We start from the raw sequence: 21,272 nt of genomic DNA, 5'->3' as shown, positions 1-21,272 counted from the left end.
GCTGAAACAAAACGAGTGTCAAACTCGAGGAGATGGAACCATGTTTGAATTGATTGATAACCTTCCGCAGAACGCAGTGATCAAGGTCGTCGGTGTGGGCGGTGGCGGTGGTAACGCCCTGCAGCATATGGTGATCAACAACGTTGAAGGTGTGGATTTTATCTGCGCCAATACCGATGCTCAGGCATTGAAGAACATGACGGCGCGGACCGTACTGCAACTGGGCTCCGCGGTGACCAAGGGGCTGGGCGCCGGTGCCAACCCGCTGATCGGCCGTGAAGCGGCAATCGAGGACCGCGAGCGTATCGCTGAAGTGCTGCAAGGCTCGGATATGGTGTTCATCACCGCCGGTATGGGCGGCGGCACCGGCACTGGTGCAGCACCGATCATTGCCGAAGTGGCACGGGAAATGGGCATCCTGACGGTGGCTGTGGTCACCAAGCCGTTCCCCTTCGAAGGCCGCAAGCGTATGCAGATTGCCGAAGAAGGCATCCGTGAGCTGGGTGAGCATGTCGACTCGCTGATCACCATTCCCAACGAGAAGCTGCTCACCGTGCTGGGTAAGGATGCCAGCCTGCTGTCAGCCTTCAGCAAGGCCAACGACGTGCTGTTGGGTGCGGTTCAGGGTATTGCCGACCTGATCATGCGTCCGGGTATGATCAACGTCGACTTCGCCGACGTGAAGACAGTGATGAGCGAAATGGGTATGGCGATGATGGGTACCGGCCACGCCAGTGGAGCCAATCGTGCCCGTGAGGCGGCCGAAGCAGCGATCCGCAGTCCGCTGCTGGAAGACGTCAACCTGATGGGTGCTCGCGGTATTCTGGTCAACATCACTGCTGGTCCGGATCTGTCGCTGGGTGAGTTCACGGAAGTGGGTAACACCGTGGAAGAGTTTGCCTCGGAAACCGCAACCGTGGTCGTGGGTACCGTAATCGACCCGGAACTGCGCGACGAGCTGCGGGTAACCGTGGTCGCCACTGGTCTGGGCGCCCGTATGGAAAAGCCGGTCAAGGTAGTGGATAACACTGCTGCATCGCAGCCTGCTCGGAAGCCGGAAGCCTCCACGCCGAACTACCGCGACCTGGATCGTCCGACGGTCATGCGTAACTCCGGTGGTGCTCAAGCGGCGCAGGCAAGCTTCACCCAGCCAGTGGAAGATCTGGATTATCTGGATATTCCGGCGTTCCTGCGGCGGCAGGCCGATTGATTTATTCAATCGGTGGGGTAAGGCTGATTGGTGTTCAACAAAGGCGTAATTTGCTATGCTACGCGCCACTTGTTGAAAATTATTCGCAACTACAGCGGAAGCCAGTTCAAGCATGATCAGACAACGCACACTGAAGAACATCATCCGGGCCACCGGTGTTGGCCTGCATTCGGGTGAGAAGGTTTATCTCACGCTGAAACCGGCGCCGGTGGATTCCGGCATCGTGTTTCTCCGGACGGATCTCGACCCTGTGGTCGAGATCCCGGCGCGGGCGGAATTCGTGGGCGAAACTACCATGTCCACCACCCTGATCAAGGATGGCATCAAGGTGGATACCGTCGAGCACCTGCTGTCGGCCATGGCCGGTCTGGGGATCGACAACGCGGTGGTGGAACTCAGTGCGCCCGAAGTTCCGATCATGGATGGCAGTGCCGGCCCCTTCGTATTCCTGATCCAGTCAGCAGGGATCGAGGAGCAGGAGGCGCCGAAGCAGTTCATTCGCATCAAACGTGAAATCACTGTGGAAGAAGACGGCAAGACAGCTACCTTTGTCCCCTTCGAAGGGTTCAAGGTGACTTTCGGTATCGACTTCGACCATCCGGTATTCCGTGGCCGCAGCCAGTCCGCGAGTGTGGACTTTTCCAGCACCTCCTTTGTCAAGGAAGTCAGTCGCGCTCGGACCTTCGGGTTCATGCGGGATATCGAGTATCTGCGTTCGCAGAACCTGGCGCTGGGCGGCAGTGTGGACAACGCCATTGTGGTGGATGAGTATCGCGTACTCAATGAAGACGGCCTGCGTTACGAGGACGAATTCGTCAAGCACAAGATTCTCGATGCCATCGGCGATCTTTACCTACTGGGCAAGAGCCTGATCGGTGAGTTCCGCGGCTTCAAGTCGGGACATGCGCTCAACAACAAACTGTTGCGCGCGCTGTTGGCCAATGCCGACGCCTGGGAAATCGTCACCTTTGAAGATGCCGGTACCGCGCCCATCTCCTTCATGCGGCCGGCCGCTGCGGTCTGACATTTCCTCGTTTCGTTTGACGGCCACCTCGGTGGCCGTTTTTTATTGCGAGAAGTTGATTCCGGTTTTCCAGAAAGTGCACTTAGAGCCTGGGCTCGTGGCAATCAACTGCAATACCATGATCTCAGGATTCGCCCCGATGATGCCGTGCCAATCGTTCCAGGGCTGAGCGCAAATCAGGGTCACTGATATGGTTGGCTGTCTCGATCAAACTCTCGGCCGCCACCTCCGAACGTTTCATTTTGCGAACTGGTGGTGGTTTTTTGACCAATGGTGGTTGTACCTTGCAGTGGATTTTCGTTAAGGTTGCGAACTCCGAATAGGCCTGCAACTGTCGAATGAGTCGTTTTTGCTGATATCGAACCCGAGTTGCCCATTGGCTATCGGAAATCAGCAGCCGCAGCAGGCCGTCGCGATAGGAGGCTACGTGACAATGTTCGCGTGCAGCGGGTTCGAGTACCGACTCGAACAGCGTCTGCAGTCGCTCGACAGCTCGAGCCTGTTTGAACAAGCCCTTCAGGGTGGAATGGCTTCTTAACAGGTCGCCCGGGCGGCGGGCATCCAGAGGATGAAATGACATAGTGTCGTCCGGAGTGACTGAACAGCGGTCATCGTAACAGAACCGCAAGAAAGGTTTTTGGGGATATAGACAGTGAACATCATTATTCTTACCGGGCGCCAGGGCGCTACGAAAGCGTTGACGCTGGGTTCTCCCTGGGTTTTCGCCGGCCTGGTGTCCATCATCGCCATGCCGATCGCCGCCGCGATAGTGACCTGGCAACTCAGTGGTTCAGGTAATACCACCGAAAGTCCCAGCGTTGCGACGGATTACGACCGTATATGGGAGCAATCCCTGAATGAATACGAGCTGGGCGCTGATTATATAAAGGAAGAGTCTCAAGTTCAGCTGGAGCATATGACTCAGCAATTGAGCCGGCTGCAGACCCGCCTGTCCCGTCTTGACGCGCTTGGGGAGCGGCTCACCGAACTGGCCGATCTGTCCGACGGCGAATTCGATTTCAATACCGACTCCGGTATGGGTGGCCCGGAACTGCCGACACATAGCGAGTTTTATGAAGGCGCGGACGTACAGACGGTACTCGATCAGCTGTCCGACCGTATCGATAATCGTACTCGACAGCTTCGTCTGCTCGAGGAGCTCATGCGCAACCGGCAGATCGATGCCAATGCGTTGCTGGACTTCACTCCGGTACAGGTTGGTCGTATCTCATCCGGTTTCGGCCGGCGCACCGATCCCATCACCAAGCGTTCAGCCATGCATTCCGGGCTGGATTTCGCCGCGCCACGTGGCACTGCGATTCATGCGGTGGGTGCCGGCGTAGTGACCTTCGCAGGTCGCCGGGGTGCCTATGGCAACATGATAGAGATCAGTCATGCGGGCGGTTACAAAACCCGCTACGCTCACGCACAGGAGCTGCAGGCCAAGAAGGGAGACCTGGTGAAGAAGGGCCAGCAGATCGCTACGGTGGGTTCCACCGGACGCTCCACCGGGCCGCATCTGCACCTTGAGGTTTATCACAAGGGTATGGCCATCAATCCGGCACGCTTCCTCGCACTGAAATAATCACTCCACTCCTGCTCCAGAGCCTTGTGATGATCGGGCTCTGGATGTCCTTCCGCTTCCCGCTCTCCACGCCCTCTGCTATCACGACGGTTTATTGTCCCGAGACTTTCGGAGTAGAATGGTTTTTTCGGTGAATGGCCTGTGCATGGGCCAGCCTTGCCATCATCAAATGGATATCGAAGTCGATTATGTTTGCGCCTTTATTGAAGAAAATGTTTGGAAGCAAGAACGAGCGTGAGTTGAAACGCATGACCAAGCTTGTACAAGCGATCAACGCCCTCGAAGAAGGCTTGAATGGTCTGAGTGACGATGAGCTCAAAGCCAAGACCAGTGAATACAAGGAGCGCGTGAGCAAAGGCGAGAGCCTCGATATCATTCTGCCAGAGGCCTTTGCTCTGGTGCGTGAGGCGAGCAAGCGGGTCATGGGCATGCGCCACTTCGACGTGCAGCTCATTGGTGGGCTGGTCCTGCATGAAGGCCGGATCGCGGAAATGAAGACCGGGGAAGGCAAGACCCTGGTGTCTACCTTGCCAGCCTACCTGAATGCCCTGTCCGGCAAAGGTGTGCATGTGGTCACGGTCAACGATTACCTGGCCCGGCGGGACGCGAATCTGATGCGTCCGCTGCATGAGTTCCTGGGGCTCAGCGTCGGCGTGGTGGTACCTTTCCAGGATCCGGAAGAGAAACGCGCCGCCTACCGTTGCGACATTACCTACGGCACCAACAACGAATTCGGTTTCGATTACCTGCGCGACAACATGGCCTTTCGCCTGGAAGACAAGTTCCAGCGCGAATTGAATTTCGCCATTGTTGACGAAGTGGACTCCATTCTGATTGACGAGGCGCGCACCCCGCTGATCATTTCCGGCCCGGCGCAGGACAGCTCCAAGCTATACACTGCCATCAACAAGCTGATTCCGCTGCTCAAGCGCGGAGTGAAGGCGGAGGAGGGCGAGGAAGGTGTCGACGGTCATTACTTCATCGATGAGAAGACCCGTCAGGTCGAACTCAACGAAGATGGCCACCAGTATGTCGAGGAGCTGCTCACCCAGGAAGGCCTGCTGGCCGAGGGCGACAGTCTGTACCAGGCGCAGAACCTGAACCTGCTGCACCATGTGCATTCTGGCCTGCGTGCCCACACCTTGTTCCACCGGGACGTCGAATACATAGTGCAGGACGGCCAGGTATTGTTGGTCGACGAGCATACCGGCCGTACCATGCCCGGTCGCCGCCTCTCCGAAGGGCTGCACCAGGCCATCGAGGCCAAGGAAGGACTTAACATCCAGGCCGAGAGTCAGACCCTCGCCTCGACCACCTTCCAGAACTACTTCCGTCTGTACAACAAACTGGCCGGTATGACCGGGACCGCGGACACGGAAGCTTTCGAGTTCCGTCAGATCTATGGTCTCGATGTGGTGGTGATCCCCACCAACAAGCCGATGATCCGCAAGGATTACAACGACCTGGTGTATCTGACCATCGGTGAGAAATTCGCAGCGATTGCTGCTGATATCAAAGATTGCATGCAAGCCGGCAGGCCGGTCCTGGTTGGTACTGCGTCGATCGACTCTTCTGAAGTGGTGTCGCAACTGCTGAAGAAGGAAGGTATCGAGCACAAGGTTCTGAACGCCAAATACCACGAGAAGGAAGCTGAGATCATCGCCCAGGCGGGTCGTCCTGGCGCGGTGACCATCGCCACCAACATGGCGGGTCGTGGTACCGATATCATTCTCGGTGGCAGCTGGGAAGCCGAGATAGCGAGCCTGGAAGATCCCACCGCGGAACAGATTGCCCAGATCAAGGCCGAATGGCAGGAGCGTCACCAGCAGGTGCTCGATGCCGGCGGTCTACAGATCATTGCTTGCGAGCGTCATGAGTCACGGCGTATCGACAACCAGCTGCGCGGCCGTTCCGGGCGTCAGGGCGATCCGGGTTCCAGCCGCTTCTATCTGTCGCTGGAAGACAATCTCATGCGCATCTTCGCCTCTGATCGGGTGAAGAACTTCATGAAGGCGCTGGGAATGGAAAAGGGCGAGGCCATCGAACACCGGATGGTCACCAACGCCATTGAAAAGGCCCAGCGCAAGGTCGAGGGTCGCAACTTCGATATCCGCAAGCAGTTGCTGGAATACGACGACGTCGCCAACGAGCAGCGCAAGGTGATCTATACCCAGCGCAACGAGATACTCGCTGCCGAATCCGTGGAGGACACCATCAAGGCCATCCGCGAGGATGTGGTGCAGGCTGCTATCAGCCAGTACATGCCGCCGCAAAGCGTCCCCGAGCAGTGGGATATTGCCGGTCTGGAAACCCATCTGCGTACCGAGTTCGCACTGGATCTGCCGGTCCAGCAATGGCTGGACGAGGACGATACTCTGCATGAAGAGGGCGTGCGTCAGCGGGTGCAGGAAGCACTGATCAATGCCTACGCAGAAAAAGAGGCCCTGACCGGGTCGGAAGCGTTGCGCTCCTTCGAGAAGCAGATGCTGTTGCGGGTGCTCGACGATCTCTGGAAAGAGCATCTGGCAACCATGGATCATCTGCGCCAGGGTATCCACCTGCGTGGCTACGCTCAGAAGAACCCGAAGCAGGAATACAAGCGCGAAGCTTTCAACCTGTTCGAGGAAATGCTCGACTCGATCAAGAAAGATACCATTCGAGTATTGAGTCACGTACAGGTGCGTCGCGAAGATCCGGCCGAGGAAGAAGCGCGTCTGCGGCAGCAGGCCGAAGAGCTGGCCAAGCGCATGCAGTTCAAGCACGAAGAGTTGCCTGGGGTCGGCGAGGAAGAGCAAGAGCAGCATGCGGAGCCCGCTGCACCTGCACCCAGCACGCCGATTACCCGTGAGGGTCCGAAGATCGGTCGGAATGACCCCTGCCCCTGCGGGTCCGGCAAGAAGTACAAGCAGTGCCACGGCAAGATCAGCTGAGCCGGTAGGTCTCAGCGTCAAGTCTCACGTAGTGAAACGGCAAGTGACTCCTGGGTTGCTTGTCGTTTTTTCATTCAGAACCACATTTATTGGAGTGACATCATGCCCGTTGGACTCGGTCCCCTCCCGACCCTTCACCCGGTTCCGGGTTTTCGTCTTGGTATTGCTTCTGCCGGCATCAAGAAGGCGGGGCGCAAGGACGTGGTGGTCATGGAGGTCGCCGCGGATGCACGAATCGCTGGAGTCTTCACCACCAACGCCTTCTGCGCCGCACCGGTTACCCTGTGCAAGCAACATCTGAGCAATGCACCCCGTTATCTACTGGTCAATACCGGCAACGCCAATGCAGGCAGCGGCAAACCCGGCATGCAGGCGGCACTGACGACCTGCGAGGCGCTGGCGCGTTTGACCAAGGTCGAGCCTGGTCAGATCCTGCCGTTCAGCACCGGCGTCATTGGTGAGGTTCTGCCGGCGGACAAGATCATTGCGGTGTTGCCGCAAGCGTTGGCTGATCTGGCCGAGAACAACTGGACTACTGCTGCTGAAGGCATCATGACTACCGACACCTTACCCAAGGGTGCCAGCCGGCAGATCACGCTGAATGGCCAGACAGTCACCATCACCGGCATGTCCAAAGGCGCGGGGATGATCCGTCCGAACATGGCCACCATGCTGGGTTACATAGCAACCGATGCGCGTGTTGCGCAGCCGGTGTTGCAGCAGATGCTGAAACAGGCTGCCGACCTGTCCTTCAACCGCATCACCATCGACGGTGACACCAGCACCAACGACTCCTGCATGCTGATCGCTACCGGTCAGGCGGCGATGGAAGAGATCGGCGATCCCACCAGCAGCGAATACATACTGCTGTCCGAAGCAGTAAATTCGGTCATGTTGGAACTTGCCCAAGCGATTGTGCGTGATGGTGAAGGCGCAACCAAGTTCGTCACCGTACAGGTGAATGGCGGCGGTAATCGTGACGAATGTCTGGACGTGGCTTACGCCGTTGCCCATTCGCCGCTGATCAAGACCGCGCTGTTCGCTTCCGACCCGAACTGGGGCCGCATTCTGGCTGCGGTCGGTTATGCCGGAGTGCCGGATCTGGATGTTGAAAAAATTGATGTTTATCTCGATGACGTCTGCATCACCCGCAACGGCGGGCGGGCAGCGGAGTACACCGAAGAGCAGGGGGCTCGCGTCATGGCGCAGGCCGAGATCAGCATCCGCATCGAATTGAGCCGGGGCGAGTTCAGCGAGACCATCTGGACCACCGACCTGTCCCACGAATACGTACGCATCAATGCGGAATACCGGACCTGACACGGAAACCGGTACGCCTGCCCAGGCGTACCGGCTCGGCTTCAACCTTGTGGCCGACCCTGATCTGGCTGAGCGTAATCACAGACTCCCTGCGGGAAGATCGCGTTCAGTTCGTTCAGCTGTTCGCTGGTGGGATCCCAGCTGCCATAAGTCCCGTCATTCAACGCGGTGCTGACCGGTTTCAAAGCACACTTGAAGATGCTGCCCTCGATTGGCCCACCCGCAATCATTCTTGAGGTGGTATAGGTCGGGAACTGGTTGGTACAGCTGCCAGTGGGGTTGGCATCGAGTATGCCGTCCCACACATCGTCGCCCGACGCAATCAACTCTCCATTGGTTTCAAAGCAACTGTCCACCGCCTCGGCGGGCTTGTTGTCGGCGATGCCGCCTTCGGGATTGTCGCGGATATTCATCAGCCATTCATGCAGCACCTCCAGGGCCATCCAGGTCTGATCGAACTCCTCCCGGGAGCGAGGCTCGTCGGGGTCGCTCAAATCGGTCGGGCGGGTATCAGTGAACCAGATGACCTGGTTGTCCGAATCGCCCATCTGGTTGCGGATACGCTGGCGGGCGGAGAAGGACTGGTGACTGTTGTGCATGTCCAGCACCTCTTCCAGATAATGACGCCAGTCGATGACCGGCATGTTCAATTGTCCATTGAACACCATCCCCGAATCATAGGCAGCATTGATGGCCAGCAGATCACCTTCGGTGCGTGGCGCCGGGCTGACGCCGTCCGGGCTCAGGCGCATGTTCCGGCTGCTCCAAGGGTCGAACACGGAGGGATCGTTCAGAACGTCCTGTTCGGACCCGATAAACGGAAAGCCTTCCTGCACCATGTCGTTGGGGTGTTTCCAACCGCCGATCTGGCTGTTCAGCTTGAGAAACTCCGCCGGGGTGATATCGCCATCTGTCAGCGCCTGCAAGCCATACTGAACGCCCACGTTGTCGAACAGGGTGCGCGGATTGCCGTTGTCATCGACGCCATAGATATTGCGCAGGTCGTCATAGTGGGTCCATTGCACGTTATCCATCACACCAGGCGGCTGCATCAGTTGCTGGTTGGTTGCCTGGCCATAGTGCGGATTCATCACCAGCGGCGTCAGGCCGCGCCAGGCGGGAATGCACTCGGTCATGCCGGGCGCGGTGCTGTAGCCCAGCATGGTTTTAGCGTCAGCGAATGGGTCAGGGTAGGCGTCGGTCGAGTTCAGACCAACCAGCAGGCTGCGGTTGGTTGTGGTGCGCCAGAACGGGTTGGTGCGGTCGGTGGCGTCCATATAATATTCCAGTAGCTCGCAGTCACCGATATGGATTGTTTGCGTGACCATGTCGGGATAAGAATATTGCGGTACACCGGCGTCCAGCAGGTCCGGGTGATTCTGCGAGTAGACATACTGCTGGATACCGCCACCGGAGCCGCCAATGGCGACGGTGTAGTCCGGGTTGCCGAAGCGTTTGATGAAGTGCTCCTTCACCATCAGTGCGGTCTCGCCACCCACCTGCAGGCTGTAATGGGCATTGGTGCGAGTGCCCGAAGAATAGATGACGGCATAACCCTTGCCCAACACTTCCGGCGCCAGCGCTCGACCACTGATGCGGCCCTGGGTGTGGCCGATGGCGACGCCACCTTCAAAATGGAATAACAGCCGACCGTTCCAGTTGTTCGTGGCCGCGGCATCGGCGGCGTCTCCCAGGGTCGCCAAGGTGGCGAAACTGTAGAGGAAGCGGTTGATGGTGCCGCGCTCCTGGCGGACGATGAAATCCACCGCCCGGCCGTCGGTCAGGGTGGTGGTCGCCATGTCAGAGGGGCGTGAACCATCCGTAGGCAGCGGTTGGTAGGTGGGGTTGGCGGTATTGGTGCGGTAGAGAAACACCACGTATGGCGCTATCGAGCAATCCTTGCTCAGACCGATCTGGTCGCCATTGTCGTCAAGAACCGGAAAGCCGGTATTACCATCGGTATCCACCAGTGGCTGTTTGCCCAGTTCGGAGACGGAGGTGCAGACAAAGGGATATTGTTGCGGACCGGAGAAAATAGGCCCGGTTATCGGATGATTGACCAGGGTGATGTCATCCAGCGGACCGTGCTTGGCATGGTGTAGTTCAAGCTGGTTGTCCCCTTCGACGAGGTCTTCCAGCAGAATCTCCAGTTGATTGTTGCGGCGGGTCAGGCGAGCAGGTTCCACTTGCTGGTCATTGAGCCAGAACTCCAATTGGTCCAGCTCCTCATCGGTCAGGTCAGCGTCGCCTTCCAGGGATACCAGAACGCTGCCGCCACTGACCTGATCCGCCGCACTGGAGAGCGTGCGCAACTCCAGATCGGGGGTATTATCAGAGCGGGAGTCGGAGCCTCCCGAGCCGCCGAGGCAGCCAGTCAGGACAAGGGTGAGAAGGCTGATTGCACAAGGTAATCCATAACGTCTCATGTTTGACATCGTATTTCCCTCTGGTGGCCGAAGCCTTTGTTGTTATTGTTATGCGCCCGTGCATGGGTTCACCTCCGCGAAGAGCAGAGACGAACGTGGCAGGGAGGGGACGAGGCGTAGGGATAATAGATGCCGCGCTGGCGGCACGGGGGCGCCGATGCGCACTGCTGTTGCATGCGAAAAGCGTGCGTGGGCCATGGGTCTGGTCGCCTCAGCTTGCTGAACGCCTTGTTGGGTTTTTGTTGCGTTCAAGCGCCATCAGTATAGATGGGGATCAAAAAACCGCCATTTCCAGAGAAATCAGGCGGGGCAATCCGCTCCGATCACCGCCCGCTCCACCCGCGCACGACCAATACGGTTGATGATCACCTTGCGCCCCTTCACACCCGGGTCCCGTGGACAGATGGAAAAGGTACCGGACTGGAAGCCGCCGTTCAGTAGCTCCGACTCGCCCTGGGGGTTATAGCGCAGATAGGGCGTGATCGTGGTGCTGGTGTGTATGTGATGAACGCGGGGCGGCTGTTCTTCATGGAGCAGCGTCTCGCCGGCATCAAGAGCGCCATTGTTGTTCGTGTCAATAAAGATGGTCCAGCCATTGTTCCAGTCCCCGGAGAGGGGCGCCATGCTGACGTAGCGATTGCGGCGAGTGGCTTCGGTGCGGGTGTGGTTGATGCTGCGCACCATGCTGCTGACGCTGCTGTCCATACGCTGGACGTCAATCAGACCGCCGAACGTGGGCAGTCCTACCGCCAGCAGGATCGCCAGCACGGCGAGTGCCACCATTATTTCAATCAAGGTAAATCCACGACAACGCATGGCACAGTCCTCCCTGGAAAAGGGCTACTGCCTACGCTGCCCGTTGAACAATGAACAATCCGGATCGTCCGGAGTTGAAATTGTAATGCAAGCCTGTGGATATCGGCTCAATACAGATGAAATATGCGAGAGGGTTCACGCTAAAGGATATCCGGACCCTGTCCCTCGCATCTGCTTCGGGGTCATCCGGCGCGCTGATACACAGCAAGGAGTTTTCGGCGAGCGCGGGTATGCCGCTGAATCAGCGGCGCTCCAGCAACACCCCTGACTCCATGTGATGGGTATAGGGAAACTGGTCGAACAGGGCGCAGCGGACGATGCGGTGAGTCTTGTGCAGTTCGTCGAGGTTGGCCGCCAGGGTCAGCGGATTGCAGGATACGTAAAGTATGCGGCGGTAGCCCTTGACCAGCTCAAGTGTGGCTGGATCCAGCCCGGCGCGGGGTGGATCGACGAATACGGTGCCGAACTCATAACCGCTCAGATCGACGCCTTGCAGGCGGCGGAACGCGCGTACGCCGGTCAATGCCTGGGTGACTTCCTCACTGGAAAGGCGCACCAGAGTGACGTTATCCACCTGATTGAGGGCGATGTTTTCCAGCGCGGAGCGCACCGAACTCTTGGACAACTCCGTGGCCAGCACACGGCGGAAGCGGGTGGACAATGGCAGGGTAAAATTGCCGTTGCCGCAATACAGCTCCAGCAGATCATCGGCGTTATCACCGGCCGCATCCAGCGCCCAGCCGAGCATATGCTGGTTGACCTGCCCGTTGGGCTGGGTGAAGCCGCCTTCCGCTTGCTGATAGCGCCAGGTGCGTCCATTGACGGTCAGCTCTTCCAGCACATGATCACGTTGCAATACGCGTCTGCGCCCGCGGCTGCGCCCGATCAGCAGGATATTCAGTTGGTCGGCCAATTGCTGGGCGGCGATATCCCACTGCTCGTCGATAGGGCGGTGATAGCACAGGGTAACCAGCGCCTCACCGGACAGCGTGGTGAGGAACTCTACCTGAAACAGTTTGCGACCCAGTACCGGATCGGCCTTGCAGGCTTCCAGCAGTGGCATCATCAGGGCATTGATACGCTCGCTGGCGATGGGCAGCTGTTCGATCAGGATCGGCTGGCGATTGTTGCCTGGCTCGAACATGGCGTAATGCGGTTGGCCCTGTTCATACCACAGGCGGAATTCGGCCCTTAAACGAAAATGCTCCAGCGGCGAGGTGAACACCTCGGGGGCGGGCGCAGCGAAGGGCTGCAGCAGTGCAGTCAACTGTTGGCGCTTTTCCTCGAGCTGGCGTTCATAGCCGGTGGGATCGAATGCCAGGCCCATCAGCTGAAAAACCCGAGTTTGACGATGAACAGTGCCGACAGCACATACAGGCTCAGGTTGAGTTCGCGCCAGCGGCCGGACAGCAGTTTGATTGCGGTCCAGGAAATGAAGCCCAGCGCGATACCGTTGGCGATGGAGAAGGTCAGCGGCATGACCAGTGCCGTCACCACCACCGGGGCGGCCTCGGTCAGGTCCTCCCAATCAACCTGAACCAGGCCGCTGGTCATCAGCACGGCGACAAAGAACAGCGCCGGAGCGGTGGCAAACGCAGGTACTGCTCCAGCCAGCGGTGAAAGAAACAGGCTGAGCAGGAACAGCACGGCAACCACGCAGGCGGTGAGGCCAGTGCGGCCACCAGCCGCGGTGCCGGCGGCGGACTCAACGTAACTGGTGGTAGTGGAGGTGCCCATCAGCGAGCCGGCCATGGTGGCGGTGCTGTCCGCCATGAGCGCGCGGCCCAGGCGCGGCAGCTTGCCGTCCTTGTCCACAAGCCCGGCCTTCTGCGCGACGCCGATCAGGGTGCCGGAGGTGTCGAACAGGTCAACGAACAGGAAGGCAAAGATCACACTGATAAGGCCGACTTCCATAGCGCCCTTGATATCCAGCTGCAACAGGGTAGGGGTCAGGCTCGGTGGTGCCGAGACGAAGCCGCTGGCGTTGGTCAGGCCAAGCATCAGGCTGATCAGAGTAACCAGCAGAATGCCGATCATCACTGCACCGGTCACTCGGCGGTAGGCCAGCGCAACGATGACGGCGAAGCCCAGCGAGGCCAGTATCGGACCGGGTTGGGTCATGTCACCGGCACTGACCAGGGTGGCTGGGTTGTCGACCACGATGCCGGCACTTTCCAGGGCGATCAGCGCCAGGAAGAGACCGATGCCGGCGGCAATCGCTGAACGCAGTGGCAAGGGAATACTGTTGATTACCCACTCACGGACCTTGAAAATGCTCAGCAGGAAGAATATCAGGCCGGAAATGAACACCGCCCCCAATGCCACCTGCCAGCTGTAGCCCATGGAGCCGACCACCGTGTAGCTGAAGAAGGCATTCAGGCCCATGCCTGGCGCCAGCGCGATCGGGTAGTTGGCCCACAAACCCATGATCAGTGAGCCGATGGCCGCTGCCAGACAGGTAGCGACGAACGCGGCACCTGGATCAATGCCTGCATCCGCCATCATCATCGGGTTGACAAAGATGATGTAAGCCATCGTCAGGAAGGTGGTGACGCCGGCAATTATCTCGGTGCGGACATTGGTGCCGTGGGCTTTGAGTTGGAACAGTTTATCCAGCATGGGGCGGTCTCGGTTAGGGTGGGGCCGAAAAGCGCGGCATTTTAGCCTATTCCCACGCTCGGCGCAGCATTGCCGGACGCAGTGATTGTTACCGAGGCGGCGCTGAGGATGAATTTTTGCAGTTCTTGTGTCAGGCTTTACGACCCTTTTTTGCGGAGAGCCGCCATGAGCACTACATTCGAAACCGATGAGCAACGCGTGAGCTACGGCATTGGCCGCCAGATGGGCGACCAGCTGCTGTCCAGTAATATTCCTGATCTGGCCGTTGATCTGGTCATGGCTGGCCTGCGTGATGCGTACACTCAACAGCCCAGCCAGGTTGAAGAGGCGGCCATGCAGGCGGCTTTCCAGACCCTGCAAGGCAAGATGCAGGCGCTGGCTGAGGACTCCGCTCGTGCCGCAGGCAAGGCTGGTCTGGAGTTTCTCGAGCGCAACGCGACGCGTGACGGCGTAGTGACGCTGCCATCCGGTCTGCAGTACGAAGTGGTCAATGCCGGTACCGGTGCTACACCGGCCGCCAGCTCCACCGTGCGCACCCATTACGAAGGCACGCTGATCAGCGGCGAAGTGTTCGACAGTTCCTACAAGCGCGGCCAGCCGGCCGAGTTCCCGGTAGGTGGGGTCATTGCTGGTTGGACTGAAGCGCTGCAGCTGATGCAAGAAGGCGCCAAATGGCGTCTGTACATTCCTTCCAATCTGGCTTACGGCGAGCGCGCCGCCGGCAGCATCCCGCCGCACAGCACGCTGATCTTCGATATCGAGCTGATCGAGGTACTGTAAGCGGTTCAGATGTGGCGACCCGAGGGTCGCCATTTGCTGTGGCAGCGGCCATGACCGCAGTAGCGGTTCCGGGTCAGAAAGACCGATCTACCGCGAATCGCGCCAGTTGCTCCAGCGCGTCTCGGTAGATGGACGGCGGTAGAACCTGCAGCAGGTTGATGGCCTCATCGGCATGCTGATGGGCCAGTTTGGCGGTGTATTCCAGCGCACCGCTGCTTTCAACGGCCTCGCGGATCGGTGCGATATCGTCGCTGCCGCCTTTCTGAATGGCCTTGCGTACCAGACTGGCCTGTTCGGCGGTGCCTTCGCGCATGGTATAGATCAGCGGTAGTGTGGGCTTGCCTTCGGCCAGGTCGTCGCCAACGTTCTTGCCCATGGCGTCGGCGTCGCCGTTGTAGTCCAGCAGGTCGTCCACCAGCTGAAAGGCGATGCCCAGAGCGTCACCGTAACGGCGCAGAGCTTCGGCCTGCTCCGTTGGCGCACCGGCCAGGATGGCTGCGGTGTGGGTCGAGGCCTCGAACAGCATGGCGGTCTTGCTGCGAATGACCTCCATATAGGTGGCTTCATCAGTATTGGCGTCACGCACCTTCGATAACTGCAGGACTTCGCCCTCGGCAATCACGTTGGTCGCGCCGGCCAGTACCTGCATGATGCGCATGTCATCGAGTTCGACCATCATCTCGAAGGAGCGTGAATACAGAAAGTCACCTACCAGTACACTCGCGGCGTTGCCCCACAAAGCGTTGGCGGTGGAGCGGCCCCGGCGCAGGTCGGATGTATCGACCACATCGTCGTGCAGCAGAGTCGAGGTGTGCATGAACTCAATGATCGCGGCCAGGGTATGCGGGCGAGTATCAGTCAAACCGCAGGCACGCGCACCCAGCAGTACTACCAGAGGGCGAAGTCGTTTGCCGCCGGCGCTGATGATATAGCTGCCGATTTTCTCAACGAGGGGGACGCGGGAGTGCAGTTGACGCATGATCAACTGGTTTACAGCCTCGAAATCATCCGTGACTGCATTGTAAAAAGGCAGGGTCGTCATCTACAGCACGCTTTCAGAAGGGTTGCGCGGCATGCTAGGCGGCGGCTTGCGTGCTGTCAAGGAAGCACGCGGATCGGCGTGCGTTGCAAGATGCGCAGCCCTGGTCCTGAAACGAAGCTCGGCATTGCACTGTGGGTCATTTGTCGGTAGAATCCCCGCCCCTGAAAACCCGATTTACAGCATCCCTGTTTTGACAATGGCAAGCTCGGGCCCGATAGGCGGGTTCACTTGCAGCCATGCCGGCCATTAACGATTATACCCAAGCGCCGGGTGAGCAGGATTACGGAGAAAGCAACATGTACGCAGTAATTGTTACTGGTGGCAAGCAGTACAAGGTCGCCGAAGGCGAATACCTGAGAGTAGAGAAGCTGGAAGCCGAAACCGGCGCCAGCATTGAGTTCGATCGTGTACTGCTGATCGGTAACGGTGATGACGTCACCATCGGTGCGCCGGTCGTCGAAGGTGCCAAGGTGACTGCTGAAATCAGCGCTCATGGCCGTGGCGATAAGATCCGGATCATCAAGTTCCGTCGTCGTAAGCACCACATGAAGCGCATGGGCCACCGTCAGTGGTACACCGAAATCAAGATCACCGGCATCTCTGCCTAAGTATTGAGGAGTAAAGACTCATGGCACACAAAAAAGCAGGCGGTTCCACACGTAACGGTCGCGATTCAGAAGCCAAACGCCTTGGCGTGAAAATGTACGGCGGCCAGACCATCGTACCTGGCAACATTATCGTCCGTCAGCGTGGCACCCAGTTCCACGCCGGCAAGAACGTTGGCATGGGCAAGGATCACACTCTGTTTGCCAAGGCTGGCGGCGTGATCAAGTTTGAAGTCAAGGGTGAGTTCAACCGTCGCTACGTCAGTGTCGTAGCCGGCTGATAGTTTCCCGGTTTCAGAAAGCCCTGTCTTGCGACGGGGCTTTTTTGTTTGTAGCTTAGGGTCAGGCTCCATGACCTATCAATCAACCCCTTCAGGGGGAGCGCAATGAAATTCGTAGATGAAGTATCCATTACGGTAAAGGCCGGTGATGGTGGTAACGGGTGCATGAGTTTTCGGCGGGAAAAGTTCATTCCCAAAGGTGGCCCTGACGGCGGTGATGGCGGTGATGGCGGCTCCATCTTTCTGGAAGCTGACCCCAATCTGAATACCCTGGTCGACTATCGCTACACCCGACGTTTCAACGCCAAGCGTGGTGAGAACGGTCGTGGCTCCGATTGTACTGGCGCCAAGGGTGAGGAAATGATCCTGGCGGTTCCGGTGGGGACCACGGTGGTCGATGCTGGCACCCAGGAGATCATCGGCGACCTGACCGAGCCGGGCCAGCGTCTGCTGGTAGCTCAGGGTGGCTTCCATGGTCTCGGCAATACCCGCTACAAATCCAGTGTCAACCGCGCTCCCCGGCAGACCTCGAACGGCAGTCTGGGCGAATTGCGTGATCTCAAGCTGGAGCTGAAAGTGCTGGCAGACGTGGGTCTGCTGGGGCTGCCCAACGCTGGCAAGAGTACCTTTATTCGTGCGGTCTCCGCGGCCAAGCCCAAAGTGGCTGATTATCCTTTCACGACCATGGTGCCCAATCTGGGTGTGGTGGATGTCGGGCAGTTACGCAGCTTCGTCATTGCTGACATTCCGGGAGTGATTGCCGGGGCTGCCGAAGGTGCTGGGTTGGGAACGCGTTTTCTCAAGCACTTGTCGCGCACGCGATTGTTGCTGCATCTGGTGGACATGGCGCCGCTGGATCAGAGTGATCCGGTCGAGGCGGTCGAGACCATTATTCATGAGCTCGGTAAATTCAGTCCGGCCCTGACGCTGCGTGAGCGTTGGTTGGTGCTGAACAAGTGCGATCAGTTGCTGGAAGATGAACAGCAGGCGATTCTTGATGACGTGGTCGAGCGGCTTGAGTGGGAAGGGCCGGTGTTCGTCATTTCAGCAGCTGAGCGCCAGGGTACTCAGGAGTTGGCCAAGGCGGTGATGAACTGGCTTGATGAGCGCGGCCTGCGGATGCAGGAGGATGAAGAGTACGCTGCGCAGGTTGCCGAGCTGGATCAGCAGATCGAAGAAGAGGCGCGTGCACACATCCAGGAGTTGGACGATCGCCGGGCGCGTCGCAAGGCGGGTCTTGACGACGCGGATGATGACGAGGATCTCGACGATGATGATGATGAAGATGGTCCGGAAATTTTCTACGTGCAGTGATTGCGGAGCTGAACAGGCATGCGTGACAAGGTAGTGGCTGCCCGGCGTTGGGTGGTGAAGATCGGAAGTGCATTGCTGACGGGCGATGGTCGCGCTCTGGACCGTGAAGCCATGGCGATCTGGGTTCGTCAGTTGGCTGCGCTGCGTGACAGTGGTGTGGATGTGGTGCTGGTCTCGTCCGGCGCCGTGGCGGCAGGTATGACCCGGCTGGGCTGGTCCGAGCGCCCGAAGAGTATTCATCGCTTGCAGGCTGCGGCTGCGGTGGGGCAGATGGGGCTGGTTCAGGCTTGGGAGACCAGTTTTGAAGCCCATGGGCTGACAACGGCTCAGGTGTTGGTCACGCATGACGACCTGTCGGATCGCAAGCGCTACCTCAATGCGCGCAGCACCTTGCGGGGGTTGCTGGATCTTGGCGTGATTCCGGTGATCAACGAGAATGATACCGTGGTCACCGACGAGATTCGTTTTGGTGACAACGATACCCTTGGTGCGCTGGTGGCCAACCTGGTTGAGGCGGATCTGCTGGTGATCCTCACCGATCGCGATGGGCTGTTTACCGCTGACCCGCGCAGCAATCCCGATGCTGAACTCATTTCCCGTGCCATGGCGGATGACCCCAAGCTGGATGCCATGGCTGGCGGCAGCGCCGGTGCGTTGGGTCGGGGTGGCATGCAGACCAAGTTGCGCGCTGCGCGGCTGGCGGCTCGCTCAGGGGCCAGTACTATTATCGTCGGCGGGCGCATCGATCAGGTGGTGGCTCGGCTGAAGGCGGGGGAGCAGCTGGGTACACTGTTGCTGCCGGAAAAGGGTATGCTGGCGGCGCGTAAGCAGTGGCTCGCCGGCCATCTGCAGACGCGTGGTCGCTTGCTCATCGATGAGGGGGCGGTGCGTGCATTGCAGGGCGGGCACTCCAGTCTGTTGCCGGTTGGCGTCAAGGCAGTGGAAGGCAACTTCCGTCGCGGTGAGATGGTCGTCTGCGCCGGGCTCGATGGGCAAGAAATCGCACGCGGCCTGGTCAACTATGGCGCGCAGGAGGCGGCACGCATCATCGGCCGGTCCAGTGAGGAGATTGTCGGAGTGCTCGGTTACGTCGATGAGCCGGAGCTGGTGCACCGAGAGAATCTGGTGCTGGTGTAGTTTGTCTTGTGTCGAGATGGAGCTCGACACACCAAGGACCCGGGCATAAAAAAACCGACTCAGTGAGTCGGTTTTTTGTATCAACGCGGAACGCAGATCAGGCGGCAGTAGCCATGGCCTTGATGTGTGCGTTCAGGCGGCTCTTGTGGCGAGCGGCCTTGTTCTTGTTGATGATGCCTTTGTCAGCCATGCGGTCGATGACCGGAACAGCTGCAGTATAGGCGGTTTTGGCTTGCTCGAGGTCTTTGGCGTCGATCGCCTTGACTACGTTCTTGATGTAGGTACGAACCATGGAGCGCAGGCTTGCATTGTGATTGCGGCGCTTCTCGGCCTGCTTGGCGCGTTTCTTGGCTTGAGGTGAGTTGGCCACCGTCGTGCTCCTCAGAAATCAGTGAATTAGGGTATAAATAAGGTCGCGTACTGTGCCGCAGGCCTTGGGTAATGTCAAGCGCCGGAATGACCAAACATCGGTCGCACCGTCGAAGTGTCCAATTCTATCCGGTTAGCGCTATCATCGCGCTTTTATCTGGCGACGCGATACATGACCGATACAACTCCCCCTGCCGCGCCCGAGCGCAAAGCGCCCAGTCTGCTGCGATCCGGCATGGTGGTCAGCATCATGACCCTGCTATCTCGGATACTGGGTATGGTGCGCGATGTGGTGGTGGCGGCGTACTTCGGCTCAAAATCCGAAGCGGATGCTTTCTTCATTGCCTTCAAGATCCCCAACTTCCTGCGTCGTCTGTTTGCCGAAGGTGCATTTGCCCAGGCTTTTGTCCCTGTGCTGTCGGAATACCGCACTCGCTTCACTCTTGCCGAGGTGCAGAATCTGGTGAACCGGGTGAGCGGCACGCTGGGAGTGACCCTGGCCGGGATCACTCTGCTTGGGGTAGCTGGCGCGCCGGTGCTGATTACACTGTTTGCACCCGGCTTTCATGGCCAGACGGAAAAGCTCGCGCTGGCCACGGACATGCTGCGCATCACCTTTCCTTACCTGTTTCTGATTTCGTTGACAGCGCTGTGCGGATCCATTCTCAACAGCTATGGCCGCTTTGCAGTGCCGGCTTTCACGCCGGTGTTGCTCAACCTGAGCATGATCGGCGCGACCCTGTTCCTGACGCCGTACTTCGACCAGCCGATCATGGCGCTGGCCTGGGGTGTGTTCATCGCCGGTATCGCACAGCTGTTGTTTCAGTTGCCGTTCCTGGCACAGATAAAGCTGTTGCCGGTGCCGCGCCCGGACCGCCGCCATGAAGGCGTGAAGCGCATCATGACGTTGATGGTGCCGGCGCTGTTTGGCGTCTCGGTAAGCCAGATCAATCTATTGTTGGATACGGTTCTGGCCTCATTTCTGCAGACCGGCAGTATTTCCTGGTTGTACTACGCCGACCGGCTGTCGGAGCTGCCTCTCGGTGCGTTCGGTATCGCTATCGGCACCGTGATCTTGCCAGCGCTGTCCCGCCAGCATGCCGGTGAGGATCCGAAAGCCTTTGCCGCGACCCTGGATTGGGCGGTGCGCATGGTGCTGCTGGTTGGCGTTCCGGCCGCCCTGGCATTGTTGCTGCTGGCTGAACCCTTGATCGCAACGCTGTTTCACTACGGCGCCATGACCGAAGGTGATGTGGTGCAGTCGGCCAACGCCCTGCGCGCTTACGCAGTGGGAGTGATGACCTTTATGCTGATCAAGGTGCTGGCGCCTGGGTATTTCGCCCGTCAGGACATGAAGACGCCGGTGAAGATCGCCATCACCTGCATGGGCGCAAACATGGTCTTCAACCTGATTCTGGTCTGGCCGCTGGCGCATGCCGGGCTGGCACTGGCGACCTCGATGTCTGCTTTGCTCAATGCCGGCCTGCTGTGGTGGGGGTTGCGCAAGGCTGGTATCTATCAGGCCCAGCCGGGCTGGTTGCTGTTCACGCTGCGGCTGGTACTGGCCTGTGTTGCCTTGGCGGTGGTGGTGCTGTGGTTGGTGCCGGGTGTGGAACAATGGTTCCTTTGGGGGTGGCAGCAGAAGGTCTGGCAGATGAGCATTCTGGTGGCGGCGGGTATTGGTGTGTTCATTGCCACCTTGGCAGCGAGCGGGATGCGGGTGAATCACCTGCGTCGCTGACAGCCTGCCCCGATGACGTCAGCCCCCGTAACCCTGTATACTTCTCGGCTTTGATCCATCTGCCGATAACGAG

Annotated in this window: 18 protein-coding genes; 11 read left to right on the top strand and 7 right to left on the bottom strand. The window is 58.9% G+C overall.

The window, feature by feature from the left end:
* Positions 1-40 precede the first annotated feature (40 nt).
* Positions 41-1,210 (top strand): cell division protein FtsZ, encoded by a 1,170-nt coding sequence (gene ftsZ, locus BLU11_RS12485; protein ID WP_090273827.1) that lies wholly within the window; start codon positions 41-43, stop codon positions 1,208-1,210.
* 112 nt (positions 1,211-1,322) lie between these two features.
* On the top strand, positions 1,323-2,234 hold the full coding sequence (gene lpxC / locus BLU11_RS12480; RefSeq protein ID WP_090273824.1) for a UDP-3-O-acyl-N-acetylglucosamine deacetylase: 912 nt from the start codon (positions 1,323-1,325) through the stop codon (positions 2,232-2,234).
* Positions 2,235-2,358: 124 nt separating this feature from the next.
* On the opposite strand, the gene BLU11_RS12475 is transcribed toward lpxC, so the two are convergent.
* On the bottom strand, positions 2,359-2,814 hold the full coding sequence (locus BLU11_RS12475; RefSeq protein ID WP_090273821.1) for a DUF721 domain-containing protein: 456 nt from the start codon (positions 2,812-2,814) through the stop codon (positions 2,359-2,361).
* A 72-nt stretch (positions 2,815-2,886) separates the two neighbouring features.
* Here BLU11_RS12475 and BLU11_RS12470 point away from each other — a divergent pair, with 72 nt between their 5' ends.
* The 3 genes from BLU11_RS12470 to argJ all read left to right on the top strand — a co-directional run bounded on the left by BLU11_RS12470 (position 2,887) and on the right by argJ (position 8,069).
* Positions 2,887-3,819 (top strand): M23 family metallopeptidase, encoded by a 933-nt coding sequence (locus BLU11_RS12470; RefSeq protein WP_090273819.1) that lies wholly within the window; start codon positions 2,887-2,889, stop codon positions 3,817-3,819.
* Positions 3,820-4,007: 188 nt separating this feature from the next.
* Complete coding sequence (secA, locus tag BLU11_RS12465; protein ID WP_090276453.1) at positions 4,008-6,749, top strand: preprotein translocase subunit SecA; 2,742 nt, start codon at positions 4,008-4,010, stop codon at positions 6,747-6,749.
* 102 nt (positions 6,750-6,851) lie between these two features.
* Positions 6,852-8,069: a bifunctional glutamate N-acetyltransferase/amino-acid acetyltransferase ArgJ gene (gene argJ, locus BLU11_RS12460; protein WP_090273817.1), complete on the top strand. Its 1,218-nt coding sequence runs from the start codon at positions 6,852-6,854 to the stop codon at positions 8,067-8,069.
* A 41-nt stretch (positions 8,070-8,110) separates the two neighbouring features.
* Here argJ and BLU11_RS12455 read toward each other — a convergent pair whose 3' ends face one another.
* From BLU11_RS12455 to BLU11_RS12440, 4 genes are all read right to left on the bottom strand, one after another.
* Complete coding sequence (locus BLU11_RS12455; protein ID WP_197674192.1) at positions 8,111-10,504, bottom strand: DUF6351 family protein; 2,394 nt, start codon at positions 10,502-10,504, stop codon at positions 8,111-8,113.
* Positions 10,505-10,795: 291 nt separating this feature from the next.
* Positions 10,796-11,311, bottom strand: a complete 516-nt coding sequence (locus BLU11_RS12450) for a GspH/FimT family pseudopilin (protein WP_090276449.1) — start codon at positions 11,309-11,311, stop codon at positions 10,796-10,798.
* Positions 11,312-11,552: 241 nt separating this feature from the next.
* Positions 11,553-12,638, bottom strand: coding sequence for a tRNA (uridine(54)-C5)-methyltransferase TrmA (gene trmA / locus BLU11_RS12445; RefSeq protein WP_090273814.1), 1,086 nt, complete (start codon positions 12,636-12,638; stop codon positions 11,553-11,555).
* The gene (locus BLU11_RS12440) at positions 12,638-13,930 is read right to left on the bottom strand and encodes an NCS2 family permease (RefSeq protein WP_090273813.1); all 1,293 of its coding nucleotides are present in this window, start codon (positions 13,928-13,930) and stop codon (positions 12,638-12,640) included. Before BLU11_RS12440 ends, trmA begins: the two co-directional genes overlap by 1 nt.
* Before the next feature lie 165 nt (positions 13,931-14,095).
* Between BLU11_RS12440 and BLU11_RS12435 the strand changes: the two genes are divergently transcribed.
* Positions 14,096-14,710: an FKBP-type peptidyl-prolyl cis-trans isomerase gene (locus tag BLU11_RS12435; RefSeq protein WP_090273811.1), complete on the top strand. Its 615-nt coding sequence runs from the start codon at positions 14,096-14,098 to the stop codon at positions 14,708-14,710.
* Between the two features lie 73 nt (positions 14,711-14,783).
* On the opposite strand, the gene BLU11_RS12430 is transcribed toward BLU11_RS12435, so the two are convergent.
* Positions 14,784-15,752, bottom strand: a complete 969-nt coding sequence (locus tag BLU11_RS12430) for a polyprenyl synthetase family protein (protein WP_090273809.1) — start codon at positions 15,750-15,752, stop codon at positions 14,784-14,786.
* A 296-nt stretch (positions 15,753-16,048) separates the two neighbouring features.
* On the opposite strand from BLU11_RS12430, the gene rplU reads away from it, so the two are divergent.
* From rplU to proB, 4 genes are all read left to right on the top strand, one after another.
* Entirely contained in the window at positions 16,049-16,360 is a 312-nt protein-coding gene (gene rplU / locus BLU11_RS12425) for a 50S ribosomal protein L21 (RefSeq protein WP_090276447.1), read from the top strand.
* Between the two features lie 20 nt (positions 16,361-16,380).
* The gene (rpmA, locus tag BLU11_RS12420) at positions 16,381-16,638 is read left to right on the top strand and encodes a 50S ribosomal protein L27 (RefSeq protein ID WP_090273807.1); all 258 of its coding nucleotides are present in this window, start codon (positions 16,381-16,383) and stop codon (positions 16,636-16,638) included.
* Positions 16,639-16,743: 105 nt separating this feature from the next.
* The gene (gene cgtA, locus BLU11_RS12415; RefSeq protein ID WP_090273805.1) at positions 16,744-17,952 is read left to right on the top strand and encodes an Obg family GTPase CgtA; all 1,209 of its coding nucleotides are present in this window, start codon (positions 16,744-16,746) and stop codon (positions 17,950-17,952) included.
* Positions 17,953-17,970: 18 nt separating this feature from the next.
* Complete coding sequence (gene proB / locus BLU11_RS12410) at positions 17,971-19,089, top strand: glutamate 5-kinase (protein WP_090273803.1); 1,119 nt, start codon at positions 17,971-17,973, stop codon at positions 19,087-19,089.
* Positions 19,090-19,186: 97 nt separating this feature from the next.
* Here proB and rpsT read toward each other — a convergent pair whose 3' ends face one another.
* Positions 19,187-19,459 carry a 30S ribosomal protein S20 gene (gene rpsT, locus BLU11_RS12405; protein WP_090273801.1) on the bottom strand — a complete coding sequence of 91 codons (273 nt, stop codon included), beginning with the start codon at positions 19,457-19,459 and terminating at the stop codon, positions 19,187-19,189.
* 171 nt (positions 19,460-19,630) lie between these two features.
* Here rpsT and murJ point away from each other — a divergent pair, with 171 nt between their 5' ends.
* The gene (gene murJ / locus BLU11_RS12400; protein WP_090273799.1) at positions 19,631-21,199 is read left to right on the top strand and encodes a murein biosynthesis integral membrane protein MurJ; all 1,569 of its coding nucleotides are present in this window, start codon (positions 19,631-19,633) and stop codon (positions 21,197-21,199) included.
* The last annotated feature ends 73 nt before the right edge of the window (positions 21,200-21,272 follow it).

The sequence above is a fragment of the Halopseudomonas litoralis genome (genome assembly GCF_900105005.1).
GTDB classification, from domain to species: domain Bacteria; phylum Pseudomonadota; class Gammaproteobacteria; order Pseudomonadales; family Pseudomonadaceae; genus Halopseudomonas; species Halopseudomonas litoralis.
Note: the sequence above shows the minus strand (reverse complement) of the source record. Positions and strands in the feature narration are given on the sequence as shown.

What these genes read in the sequence shown, in the direction of transcription:
- rpmA (WP_090273807.1), top strand. Translation starts at nt 16,381, where the DNA reads ATGGCACACAAAAAAGCAGGCGGTTCCACACGTAACGGTCGCGATTCA.
- argJ (WP_090273817.1), top strand. Translation starts at nt 6,852, where the DNA reads ATGCCCGTTGGACTCGGTCCCCTCCCGACCCTTCACCCGGTTCCGGGT.
- BLU11_RS12450 (WP_090276449.1), bottom strand. Translation starts at nt 11,311, where the DNA reads ATGCGTTGTCGTGGATTTACCTTGATTGAAATAATGGTGGCACTCGCC.
- BLU11_RS12475 (WP_090273821.1), bottom strand. Translation starts at nt 2,814, where the DNA reads ATGTCATTTCATCCTCTGGATGCCCGCCGCCCGGGCGACCTGTTAAGA.
- BLU11_RS12435 (WP_090273811.1), top strand. Translation starts at nt 14,096, where the DNA reads ATGAGCACTACATTCGAAACCGATGAGCAACGCGTGAGCTACGGCATT.
- proB (WP_090273803.1), top strand. Translation starts at nt 17,971, where the DNA reads ATGCGTGACAAGGTAGTGGCTGCCCGGCGTTGGGTGGTGAAGATCGGA.
- BLU11_RS12430 (WP_090273809.1), bottom strand. Translation starts at nt 15,752, where the DNA reads ATGACGACCCTGCCTTTTTACAATGCAGTCACGGATGATTTCGAGGCT.
- cgtA (WP_090273805.1), top strand. Translation starts at nt 16,744, where the DNA reads ATGAAATTCGTAGATGAAGTATCCATTACGGTAAAGGCCGGTGATGGT.
- trmA (WP_090273814.1), bottom strand. Translation starts at nt 12,638, where the DNA reads ATGGGCCTGGCATTCGATCCCACCGGCTATGAACGCCAGCTCGAGGAA.
- ftsZ (WP_090273827.1), top strand. Translation starts at nt 41, where the DNA reads ATGTTTGAATTGATTGATAACCTTCCGCAGAACGCAGTGATCAAGGTC.
- lpxC (WP_090273824.1), top strand. Translation starts at nt 1,323, where the DNA reads ATGATCAGACAACGCACACTGAAGAACATCATCCGGGCCACCGGTGTT.
- BLU11_RS12440 (WP_090273813.1), bottom strand. Translation starts at nt 13,930, where the DNA reads ATGCTGGATAAACTGTTCCAACTCAAAGCCCACGGCACCAATGTCCGC.
- secA (WP_090276453.1), top strand. Translation starts at nt 4,008, where the DNA reads ATGTTTGCGCCTTTATTGAAGAAAATGTTTGGAAGCAAGAACGAGCGT.
- murJ (WP_090273799.1), top strand. Translation starts at nt 19,631, where the DNA reads ATGACCGATACAACTCCCCCTGCCGCGCCCGAGCGCAAAGCGCCCAGT.
- rplU (WP_090276447.1), top strand. Translation starts at nt 16,049, where the DNA reads ATGTACGCAGTAATTGTTACTGGTGGCAAGCAGTACAAGGTCGCCGAA.
- BLU11_RS12455 (WP_197674192.1), bottom strand. Translation starts at nt 10,504, where the DNA reads ATGTCAAACATGAGACGTTATGGATTACCTTGTGCAATCAGCCTTCTC.